8 protein-coding genes are annotated in these 9,539 nt (G+C 61.3%); 6 read left to right on the forward strand and 2 right to left on the reverse strand.

What is annotated here, in order from left to right; genetic code table 11:
- The first annotated feature begins 94 nt into the window (after nucleotides 1–94).
- From PMI35_RS06770 to PMI35_RS06750, 5 genes are all read left to right on the forward strand, one after another.
- Nucleotides 95–940 carry an FAS1-like dehydratase domain-containing protein gene (locus tag PMI35_RS06770; RefSeq protein ID WP_008063893.1) on the forward strand — a complete coding sequence of 282 codons (846 nt, stop codon included), beginning with the start codon at nucleotides 95–97 and terminating at the stop codon, nucleotides 938–940.
- Nucleotides 937–1,752: an HpcH/HpaI aldolase/citrate lyase family protein gene (locus tag PMI35_RS06765; RefSeq protein WP_008063895.1), complete on the forward strand. Its 816-nt coding sequence runs from the start codon at nucleotides 937–939 to the stop codon at nucleotides 1,750–1,752. The genes PMI35_RS06770 and PMI35_RS06765 overlap by 4 nt, the downstream gene beginning before the upstream one ends.
- A 393-nt stretch (nucleotides 1,753–2,145) precedes the next feature.
- A complete protein-coding gene (locus PMI35_RS06760) occupies nucleotides 2,146–3,480 on the forward strand; it encodes an MFS transporter (RefSeq protein WP_008063896.1) in 1,335 nt (444 codons plus the stop codon).
- 68 nt (nucleotides 3,481–3,548) lie between these two features.
- The gene (locus PMI35_RS06755) at nucleotides 3,549–4,799 is read left to right on the forward strand and encodes an OprD family porin (protein WP_008063898.1); all 1,251 of its coding nucleotides are present in this window, start codon (nucleotides 3,549–3,551) and stop codon (nucleotides 4,797–4,799) included.
- A gap of 85 nt (nucleotides 4,800–4,884) precedes the next feature.
- A complete protein-coding gene (locus PMI35_RS06750) occupies nucleotides 4,885–5,598 on the forward strand; it encodes a GntR family transcriptional regulator (protein ID WP_008063900.1) in 714 nt (237 codons plus the stop codon).
- A gap of 9 nt (nucleotides 5,599–5,607) precedes the next feature.
- On the opposite strand, the gene PMI35_RS06745 is transcribed toward PMI35_RS06750, so the two are convergent.
- Together PMI35_RS06745 and PMI35_RS06740 are read right to left on the reverse strand one after the other, a co-directional pair.
- A complete protein-coding gene (locus PMI35_RS06745) occupies nucleotides 5,608–6,558 on the reverse strand; it encodes a PDR/VanB family oxidoreductase (protein ID WP_008063902.1) in 951 nt (316 codons plus the stop codon).
- An 88-nt stretch (nucleotides 6,559–6,646) separates the two neighbouring features.
- Nucleotides 6,647–7,705: an aromatic ring-hydroxylating oxygenase subunit alpha gene (locus PMI35_RS06740; protein WP_008063904.1), complete on the reverse strand. Its 1,059-nt coding sequence runs from the start codon at nucleotides 7,703–7,705 to the stop codon at nucleotides 6,647–6,649.
- A 279-nt stretch (nucleotides 7,706–7,984) separates the two neighbouring features.
- Between PMI35_RS06740 and PMI35_RS06735 the strand changes: the two genes are divergently transcribed.
- The gene (locus tag PMI35_RS06735) at nucleotides 7,985–9,322 is read left to right on the forward strand and encodes an MFS transporter (RefSeq protein WP_008063906.1); all 1,338 of its coding nucleotides are present in this window, start codon (nucleotides 7,985–7,987) and stop codon (nucleotides 9,320–9,322) included.
- Nucleotides 9,323–9,539: the final 217 nt, after the last annotated feature.

The following is a 9,539-nucleotide window of genomic DNA, read 5'->3' on the forward strand; positions in this document are numbered from 1 at the left end:
CAGGTGGCCGATTACGGCCTGGTGGCGGATCTTTTTGACGCGATTCCACAACTGGCCGCCCTGGCCTGAGCACTGACTGAACGGAGCAACGAACATGAGCAGCAGTTCCGATTTTTCCGCCTGGATTGGACGCCGCCAGGAAATCCAGGACCGGATCAGTTCCACACTCGTCAGGCGCATTGCCGCGACATTGGGCGAGCCGACACCCCAACCCGGAGAGCCGCTGCCGCCCCTGTGGCACTGGGCATTTTTTCAGGAGCCGGTGGTCGCCAGCGAATTGGGACCCGATGGCCATCCCGCGCTGGGGGGCTTTTTGCCGCCAGCCCATCAGCGTAATCGCATGTGGGCGGGTAGCCGCATCGAGTTTTACCAGCCGCTAAAGGTCGAGGCAGAAGTGACCTGTGTCTCGACCATTCTCAACGTCGAGGAAAAGCACGGTCGCACGGGTTCCTTGCTGTTCGTCACGGTACGCCATGAGTTTTTCCAGGACGGCAAACGCGCCCTGCAGGATGAACAGGACATCGTCTACCGTGAACCTGTGCCGCCCAAACTCAGCGGTACCGAAACGCTGCCCGAAGGCCAATGGCAGGAGCGGGTCGAGCCCTCCCCAACCCTGCTGTTCCGCTACTCCGCCGTCACCTTCAATGGTCATCGGATTCACTATGACTGGCCGTATGTGACAGAGACCGAAGGTTATCCGGGGCTGGTGGTGCACGGTCCGTTGATCGCCACGTTGAACTTGCGCGCCTTTACCAAAGCGCACCCCACCGCGCGCCTTGAGCGTTTCACCTTCCGCGGCGTACGGCCGCTGATTTCCCCGCAACCCTTCGAGGTGGGCGGACGTGTGATCGGGCACGGCAAGGCACAGGTCTGGGCTGGCAATCAGGACGGCACCGCACAGATCGGCGAGATCGAGTTCAGCCACGGAGCCACGCCATGAACACATCAATCGTTCGCTCCGCCCTTTTCGTGCCGGCCACTCGACCCGAGCGCATCGCTAAAGCGGTCGCCAGCGGCGCGGACCGGGTCATCGTCGACCTGGAAGATGCCGTGCAGGAAAACCTCAAGGAACAGGCCAGGGACAATCTTGAGACTTTCCTGCGCGAAACCCCGGATGCACGAATTCTGGTTCGGGTGAATGCCCCGGAGCACCCGGCACATGGAGCGGACCTGGAGCTTTGCCGGCGCCACGCTGGCGTCATCGGCATTCTGTTACCCAAGGCAGAAAGTGCGGCACAGGTCGCCACGGCTGCCGGGACCGAAAAACCGGTCTGGCCCATCATCGAAAGCGCCAGGGGCCTGGCCAGGCTTGACGAGATTGCCAATGCCCGGGCCGTCGAGCGTTTGTCGTTCGGCAGCCTCGATCTGAGCCTGGACTTGAACCTGACGACAGGCAGCCCCGGCGCTGAAGAAATGCTTGGCCACGCTCGCTACGCCGTTTTGCTCGCGACGCGAATTGCTGGACTCGCGCCAGCGCTGGACGGGGTTTTTCCGTCGATCCAGGACACCGACGGGCTGCTGGGTGCGATGCAAATTGCCCGGGACATGGGCTTTGGCGGCGCGTTGTGTATCCATCCAACCCAGGTCGCGATCATTCATCAGGCGCTGAAACCCGGCCTGGAAGAATTGCACTGGGCGCAACGCATTATCGAAGCCGCCCGTTCCGGTGAGGGGGTTTTCGTTCTCGATGGGCAAATGGTCGATGCACCGGTGATTGCTCGCGCGCAATCCATTCTGGCTCGTGCGACCTGACACCTGGAAGTCATGCACGCCGGGAGGCACACCACTCAAGAATGGCGCGGTGTGCCGAATTTACATCTGCCAATAATGGATCCTTTATTCACAAAATAAAATTATGACCGATAATCGAACACTTTGTTATTTTAACTAAGTATTTGATTTATATAGATTTAATTAAAAACTAATAAACGAATTGACAAAAACCAGATCAAAACCACTTTTCAATGGATCCATATATTGATTGACTGGCACTGCACGGTGTCAGGTACAGCGCCTGCCCGCTCATAAAAATAACAAGGGTGTCGGGATGAATGACTTCTCAATCGGGCTCAAGCTTCGGCTTGCACCCACCAACGCGTGCCTTTCTCGCTTTGCCTTTACCCAGCCTCTTCTCGAGGGGCAGCCATGAGTGTCGATCTGAAGAGCGTGGTAGATGAGCGCCCCATGGCGCACTTCCAGTGGCTAGCGGTGGGCATCTGTATTGTCCTGAACATGATCGATGGCTTCGACGTGCTGGTGATGGCCTTCACGGCCTCCTCGGTGTCCGCCGAATGGGGCTTGAATGGCGCCCAGATCGGGCTGCTGCTGAGTGCCGGGCTGTTCGGCATGGCGGCAGGCTCTTTGTTCATTGCGCCATGGGCGGATCGCTTTGGTCGTCGCCCTCTGATCCTGTTTTGCTTGCTGCTCTCGGGGATCGGCATGCTCTTGTCGGCCCTAAGCCAGACGCCGGTGCAACTGGCGCTGCTGCGCGGGCTGACCGGCCTGGGTATCGGCGGGATCCTGGCCAGCAGCAACGTGATTGCCAGTGAATACGCCAACAAACGCTGGCGCGGGCTGGCGGTGAGCCTGCAATCGACCGGTTATGCCTTGGGTGCGACCTTGGGCGGGCTGTTGTCGGTGTGGTTGCTGACGCACTTTGGCTGGCGTTCGGTGTTCCTGTTCGGTGGCGCCGTGACCCTGGCGGTCATTCCCCTGGTGCTGCTGTACTTGCCGGAATCCCTGGACTTCCTGATCGCCCGTCGCCCGGCGAACGCCCTGGCCCGCATCAATCGACTGGCCGCTCGACTCGGCCAGCCGGCACTTTGCGAACTGCCCATCGCCCTCTCTGCGCCGACTTCAGGCCGTGGGCGCCTGGCGCAGTTGCTCTCCCCTGATTCGCGGCGTACCACGCTGCTGATCTGGCTGTTGTTCTTCCTGGTGATGTTCGGCTTCTACTTCGTGATGAGCTGGACGCCGAAGCTGCTGGTCTCGGCAGGGCTGTCGGCACAGCAAGGCATCAGCGGCGGTGTGCTGCTGAGCGTCGGCGGCATCTTCGGCGCCGCGCTGATTGGCGGCCTGGCCTCACGCTGGCGACTGACCCGGGTGCTGTCGCTGTTCATGCTGATCACCGCAGGCCTGTTGGTGCTGTTCGTCGGCTCCGCTTCGTCGGTATCCATGGCACTCGGCCTGGGCCTGTTGATCGGGCTGTTCTCCAACGGTTGCGTGGCGGGCTTGTACGCACTGTCGCCGATTGTCTACGACGCTTCGGTGCGCACGACGGGGGTCGGTTGGGGCATCGGTATCGGGCGCATCGGCGCGATCCTTTCGCCGACCGTCGCCGGTCTGTTGCTCGACAGCGGCTGGCAGCCCCTGCACCTGTATGGGGTGTTTGCCGTGGTTTTCGTCATCGCCGCCGCTGTGCTTTTGGCACTGCGGCTTGGTGCCCAACCACAGCCTGGCGCCCAACTCAGCCAGGCCTGACACCTTTGCAAAGAGGTAGCGGGGGCCGCCCCCGCTACTGACTACATCCTCCCAGGAAAATAACAATAATGACCAGCTTCCCCCTCCCTCCCCGGGCCCTGCTCGGCGGTGCGATAGCGCTTGCCCTGCTACCTTGCGCCAATGCCGAAAGCAATGGCTTTTTCGAAGATTCCAAGACCAGCCTGACGCTGCGCAATTACTACTTCAATCGTGACTTCAACGATCCTGGCGCCAGCAAGAGCAAGATCGAAGAATGGGCCCAGGGCGCGATCCTCAAATTCAGTTCCGGTTATACCCCTGGGATGCTCGGTTTTGGCCTGGACGGCATCGCGATGCTCGGCGTCAAGCTCGACAGCGGCCCGCAACGCAGCGGTTCGGAGCTGCTGCCGGTGCACGACGATGGTCGCTCCGCCGACAACTACGGGCGTGCCGGGGTGGCGGCAAAAATGCGCTTGTCCGAGACGGAGCTGATGCTGGGTGAGCTCATGCCGGATATTCCGCTATTGCGCTATGACGACGGACGCCTGCTGCCACAGACCTTCCAGGGCACCATGCTGGTATCCCGCGAACTCCCTGGCCTGAACCTGCAGGCAGGTCGATATACCGACGTGAGCCTGCGCAACTCCTCGAACATGCAAGACCTCTCGGCCTGGGCGGCGCCTACCGTCATGTCGGACGGTTTCAACTATGCCGGCGCCGAATACCGCTTCAACGAACAACAGACGCTGATCGGCGCCTGGTATTCGCAACTCGAAGACATCTATCAGCAAAGCTATCTGAACCTGCTGCATAAACAGAAATTCGGTGACTGGACGCTGGGCGCGAACCTGGGCTATTTCATCGACAAGGATGACGGCAGCGCCCTTATCGGCAACGTGCAAAGCCATACCGCCTACGGGCTGTTCTCGGCCAACCTGGGTGGCCATACCCTGTACCTGGGGCTGCAAAAGGTCAGCGGCGACACCGGCTGGATGTCCGTGTATGGCAGCAGTGGGCGCACCCTGGGCAATGACATGTTCAACGGCAACTTCAGTAACGCCGATGAGCGTTCGTGGCAGGCTCGCTACGATTACAACTTCGTCGCCGTCGGCATCCCCGGCTTGCTGCTGATGACTCGCTACGGGCATGGCGACAACGCCACCACCAAGGCCGGCAGCAACGGCAAGGAATGGGAACGCGACACCGAGGTCAGCTACACCCTGCAAAGTGGCGCGCTGAAAAACCTCAGCGTGCGGATCAACAACGCCACCAACCGTCGCAGCTTCAACAGCGACTTCGATCAGACCCGCGTGATCATCAGCTACCCACTGTCACTCTGACCCTTCCCACCAGGGGCGCTAGTCGCCCCTGCATCCACCCCCTCCTTGCGTTACTATGGCGAACCACTCTCTGGAAGTCGCCTGCATGAGCAAACCGGGTCAAATGGTGCTGGTCGCACTGCGCAAAATGATCGCCTCGGGCGAGCTGGCGGCCGGCGAACGGCTGATGGAGATTCCGACGGCGGAACGGTTCGGCGTCTCGCGCATGCCGGTGCGCATGGCCTTCGTTACCCTGGAGCAGGAAGGCTTGCTGGTGCGCCATGGTGGACGGGGCTATCAAGTACGCTCGGTGAGTGCCGACGATATCGCCGGAGCCGTGGAGGTGCGCGGAGTGCTGGAGGGGTTGGCGGCGCGGCAGAGCGCCGAACGCGGCTTGAGTGAACAGGCGCAGGCGGCGCTGCGCGAATGCCTGGTGCAAGGCGATGCGCTGTTCGACAAAGGCTACGTGACAGAAGAAGACCTTGAGGCGTTCCATGACCTCAACATGCGCTTTCATCAGGTGATCGTCGAAAGCAGCGCCAACCCGGCCATTGCCGAAGCCCTGGCGCGCAACGACCACCGCCCCTTCGCTTCAGTGTCGGCGCTGGCGATCGATCGTGAAGACATGGCGCGCGAATACCGGCGCTTCAACTTTGCCCACATGCAACACCACTCGGTGTTCGACGCACTGGTCAGCCGCCAGGGCGCACGCGCTGAAGCCATCATGCGCGAACACGCTAATGCGACACTGCGTTACGCCGAGGTCTTCGGCGCAATCAGCCATGGCGAGCGGGTGAAAGTGATCTCACGCGGCGAATGATCGGCTCGCCTAAAGATCCAGCACCAACAGCGCCGAGCGAGACCTCGAACAGCACGGCGTGAACTGATCATTGGCCGCCTGCTCTTCCTCGGTCAGGAACAGGTCACGGTGATCGGGCACCCCTTCGAGCACACGGGTCAGGCAGGTTCCGCAGATGCCCTGCTCACAGGAAAGCGCGATCTCGACACCATGGCTTTCCAGCACCTGGACCACCGTCTTGTCCGCCGGAATGTCGAACACCTGGCCGCTACTGCCAAGCTTGACCTGGAATGCCCCATCGGCAGCGGTGTCCACCGGCGCTGCGGCGAAGTACTCACGGTGCAACTGCCCCTCGCTCCAGCCCTGGGCCCTGGCGCTGTCGAGCACGTGCTGCATGAACCCTGACGGGCCGCAGACATACAGGTGCAAGTCAGGCCCAGGACTCGCTAGAACCTTGGCAGCGTCCAGGCGCGAATCTTCCTCTTCATCGAAATGCAGGTGCACGCGATCGGCAAAGGATGCCCCTTTGAGTCGCTCGACAAACGCCGCACGCTCACTGGAGCGAGCGCAGTAATGCAGCTCGAAATCGGCACCGCTGTGGGCCAGTTGCTCGGCCATGCAGAGAATTGGGGTGATGCCGATGCCACCGGCGAACAACAGGCTGCGCCGCCCCTCGGCCACCAGCGGAAAAAGGTTGCGCGGCTCACTGATGAACAGCCGATCGCCACTGTTGATGTGCTCATGCAGGCTCTGGGAACCACCGCGCGAGGCGGTGTCCTTGAGCACGCCGATCAGGTAGCGATGGCGCTCTTGCGGGTGATTGCACAGCGAGTATTGGCGAATCAGTCCGCCGGGCAGGTGCACGTCGATATGGGCCCCGGCACTGAAGCCGGGCAATGCCCCGCCTTGTGCACAGGTCAGCTCGTAGCTGCAAATATCCAACGCTTCGTTGTTGCGGGATGTCACGACGACTTCAATCATGGCGCACCTTCAAGACCGGCCACCGCAGTGGCCGCGAACAGGATCAATGGGGGTGGACTCGCGTAGCGCTCAAGGGCGCTGCCCGTCGCTATTTGACCGCGGCAATCAGCTCGACAACCGGTGCCCGCTCACGGGCGATGAGGCGTTCCAGCACGCGCCTGGACTGCACGCCACCGGCATCGATATTGAGCTTGAGCAGGTTGCGCTCGGGATTGGCCAGCAGGTTTTTCTGCTGCTGTTCGAGCATGTCGAGGTCTTCGCTGAAAATCTTGCCCTGGCCCTCGCGGATGGTGGCGGTCAGGGCTTCGTCGTGAGGATTGAAATTGCGCGCCATGCCCCAGAAGTACCAGATCGACGTCTCGGTTTCCGGGGTAATGAAGTCGACCACGATGCTCGCGGCCTTGTGTTGCGGCTCGGCGTTGTACCCGCCCTTGCCGGCGTGGGCCACCCCCACCTCGATCAGCACGTGACTGGGCGGACTGAAGCGGCAGATTTGCCAACGGTCTACCGGCACGTCGTCGGCCAGATTGTTGCCACGCAGGGCCATGCGCCAGAACGGCGGCGCCATGATGTTTTCCATGTGCCGCGCGGTGACCACCTCGTCACCCTCGACGGTGGTGACCGGCGCCGCTTCATCGATCTCTTTCTGGCCGATGCTCGAGGCGTGCACGTAGGTTTCGTGGGTGAGGTCCATCAGGTTATCGATCATCAGTCGATAGTCGCAATTGATGTGGAACAGCCCGCCGCCGTAGGCCCACTCATCGCTGACCGCCCATTCCAGATGATGGATCAACGCAGGATCGGCCTTGTCCTGTTCCCCGGGCCAGACCCAGATGAATCCGTAACGCTCTTCAACGGCGTAAGTCTTGTTGCACGGAAAACCCCGTACGCGCTGACCTGGCATTTCGACGGTCTTGCCGTCACAGCCCATCACCAGGCCGTGGTAGCCACAGACCAGGTTGCCATTCTCGACATACCCCAACGAAAGGGGTGCGCCGCGATGCGGGCAAAAGTCCTCGACGGCGGCAACGCGCCCTTCATGGCCGCGATAGAAGACGATTTTCTCACCGCATATCTGCCGCCCCAGGGGCTTGGAAGCAATCTCGTCGGGGGTGCAGGCGACATACCAGGTGTTTTTCGGATACATAGGAATCTCCGGGACAGGCTTGTTTTTATGGATCCATTGAATCGGAACAACCCAATATCAGTCAAGCTTTTTACCGATAATCGGAGTTTAATGGATCCATTAAAGCCAAAACAGTCCTATCCAACCTTTCGAATCCTTGTGCAGGCGAAGCCCTCTGGCTGACCCCGCCGATGGCTGCACGGCGTCGGTACTGACTACGTGGATGACACTTTTGAAGTGAACCGCTTCAGCGCCTGCCTCGATAATCGATAGCTCACTGACGAACTGTCGAGGTCAAGCATGACGAGCACAACTACGGAACAAGTCAGCCCGAAAACCCTGAGAAGAGTGATCGTGGCTGCCGGCATCGGCAATTTCGTCGAGTGGTTCGACTTCGCCGTCTATGGCTTTCTGGCCACGACCATCGCCCAGCAATTTTTCCCCAGCGGCGATGCCAGTGCCGCGCTGCTCAAGACCTTTGCGGTATTCGCCGTGGCCTTTGCGTTCCGGCCCCTTGGCGGGATTTTCTTCGGCATGCTGGGCGACCGGATCGGCCGCAAGCGCACCCTGGCGATGACGATCCTGCTGATGGCCGGTGCGACGACCTTGATCGGCCTGCTGCCCACCTATGCCGCGATCGGGGTCACGGCGCCGGTACTTCTTTCGCTGATCCGTTGCGCCCAGGGTTTTTCGGCTGGGGGCGAATACGCAGGCGCCTGTGCCTATCTGATGGAGCATGCACCGAGCGATAAACGCGCCTGGTACGGCAGCTTCATACCGGTGTCGACCTTCTCCGCCTTCGCCGCGGCAGCCGTGGTGGCCTACGCGCTCGAGGCGTCCTTGTCGGCCGAAGCGATGGGCAGCTGGGGCTGGCGCCTGCCGTTCCTGATTGCCGCGCCGCTGGGCCTGGTGGGTCTTTACCTGCGCTGGAAGCTCGATGAGACACCGGCCTTCCAGGCGGTGACCGAGGAACATGCCGTCGCCCACTCCCCCCTCAAGGAAACCTTGCGCAACCATGGCGCGGCCATCTGTTGCCTGGGCGCCTTCGTGTCGCTCACGGCGCTGTCGTTCTATATGTTCACCACCTACTTCGCGACCTACCTGCAAGTCGCTGGTGGCCTGAGCCGCGCCACCGCGTTGCTGGTTTCACTGATTGCCTTGCTGTTCGCCGCGGTGATCTGCCCACTGGCCGGGCTGTATTCGGATCGGGTCGGGCGGCGAATGACGGTGATGACGGCGTGTGCCCTGTTGATCGTGGCCGTGTACCCCTCGTTCCTGATGGCCAGCTCCGGCTCGTTTGCGGCGTCCGTCGCGGGTGTCATGCTCCTGGCGGTTGGCGCGGTGTTGTGTGGCGTGGTCACGGCGGCCTTGCTCTCGGAAACCTTCCCCACCCGCACGCGCTACACCGCCTCGGCGATCACCTACAACATGGCGTACACGATTTTCGGCGGCACGGCCCCCCTGGTGGCGACGTGGCTGATCAGCACTACTGGCAGCAATTTGTCGCCAGCGTTCTACCTGATCGCGATTGCATTGCTGGCGTTGGTGGGTGGGCTGGCATTGCCGGAGACTTCGAGGATTTCCCTGCATGATGTGCAGGCGCAGGGGAAAGGTGCAGGTGTGCGGGCTGTGGCCTGAAACACTACCTGGCTGGCTTGACTGTGATCCCATTGTGGGAGCGAGCCTGCTCGCGATGGACGTCAACGATAACGCGCCCTGTCTGGATGATCGCTTTGTCTGAACGTCCATCGCCAGCAGGCTGGCTCCCACAGGGGATTTGAGGGGAGTCCGGAAAAGTCAGGTCGGCTTTAAGGCCGCCTCGCTTTGGCTTTGGATTTGGGTGCCCCGTTAACCA

This window comes from Pseudomonas sp. GM78 (genome assembly GCF_000282475.1).
In the GTDB taxonomy this organism is placed as follows: domain Bacteria; phylum Pseudomonadota; class Gammaproteobacteria; order Pseudomonadales; family Pseudomonadaceae; genus Aquipseudomonas.